Source organism: Steroidobacter flavus (genome assembly GCF_042651805.1).
Classification (GTDB): Bacteria; Pseudomonadota; Gammaproteobacteria; order Steroidobacterales; family Steroidobacteraceae; genus Steroidobacter; species Steroidobacter flavus.
Genome location: NZ_JBHSDU010000007.1, coordinates 1 through 1,332, shown reverse-complemented (window position 1 = coordinate 1,332; position 1,332 = coordinate 1). Strand labels below are relative to the sequence as shown.

Genomic DNA, 1,332 nt, shown 5'->3' with positions numbered 1-1,332 from the left:
GGGTCCGAGCTATATTGGCTGGGACAGTAGTTACACGGGTCAACCGATCCCCGAAGTGCAGATGCAGGAGTGGCTATCCTGCACGGTGGAGAGAATTCGATCATTGCAACCGCGGCGGGTATTGGAGATAGGGTGTGGCGTGGGGTTGTTATTGCAGCATCTGGCGCCGCAGTGTTCAGCGTATGTTGGGGTGGACTTCTCAGCATCGGCAATCCAGCAGTTGCAGTCGTGGATACGGGGGCGGGATGACCTCAGAAACGTGAGGCTAATGCAACGTTTGGCAACCGAGTTAGAGGATCTAGAGTCTGGCGCTTTCGATACGGTAGTGCTGAACTCGGTGGTTCAATATTTTCCGGACATCGAGTATCTATTGACGGTTATTCAAGGAGCAGTTCGGCTGCTCAGTCCAGGTGGTCGGATCTTCATCGGAGACGTTCGTCATCTTGGCTTGCTGTCGATGTTCCACGCGTCGGTGCAGCTGAACAAGGCGGCCGCTAACGTCCGCGTCGGGCAGTTGCGAGGGCGCATCTCACGTGCGATTGCGCAGGACAAGGAATTGGTGATTGATCCGCAGTTTTTTCAGGTGCTGGTTGGGCGAGTGGCGAGCATCAGTATGGCGGATGTGCAATTGAAGCGCGGGTTGGCGCCGAATGAGCTGACGCGTTATCGCTACGATGTAGTGTTGCACGTTGGTGAACAGAGGGCGGCGCATGCGATCTGCGAACAGCTGGAATGGAATAGTGCGGTTGGATCCGTTGCTAAGCTCGAATCGGCGCTACGCGAGCGGCGCTGGCGCGCGGTTCGCTTGAGTGAGATACCGAACGGTCGGTTATCAAAAGAGATATCGGCGCAGAAGCTGATCGAGACGAGCGATGAGCAGATGGAGGCGAGTGCACTTCGTCGCCAACTGAGCGAGATGCAGGCTGAGGCGACCGAGCCTGAGAAATTTTGGGAGTTGGCCCAGGCGTATGACTACGAAATTCAGGTGAGCTGGGGAGGTTCGGACTCACTAGGATGCTTCGAGGTCGAGTTGATAGATCGCGCCTACGTCGGACAGATACCTCAGAGGCTGCAGCCGCTGCCAAAGGATCAGAGGCCTTGGAGCGACTACGCCAACGACCCATTGGAGAACGGATTTAGGCAGCAACTCATTCCGCAGCTTCGCGAGTATTTAAGAGAACGTTTACCTGAGTACATGATGCCATCGGCCTGGATGGTGCTGAAACAACTGCCACTTACGCCGAACGGTAAGGTCGACCGTCGTGCTTTACCGAACCCACAGGGACGACCGGAAGAACTGGGAGAGTACGTTCCGCCCCGTACGGAGCTTGA

The 1,332-nt window shown here is 56.2% G+C and carries 1 protein-coding gene; it reads left to right on the top strand.

What is annotated here, in order from left to right:
• Positions 1 to 61: 61 nt before the first annotated feature.
• Positions 62 to 1,332 (top strand): class I SAM-dependent methyltransferase (locus ACFPN2_RS21350; RefSeq protein WP_380600368.1); only part of this gene is annotated, 1,271 nt, incomplete at its 3' end.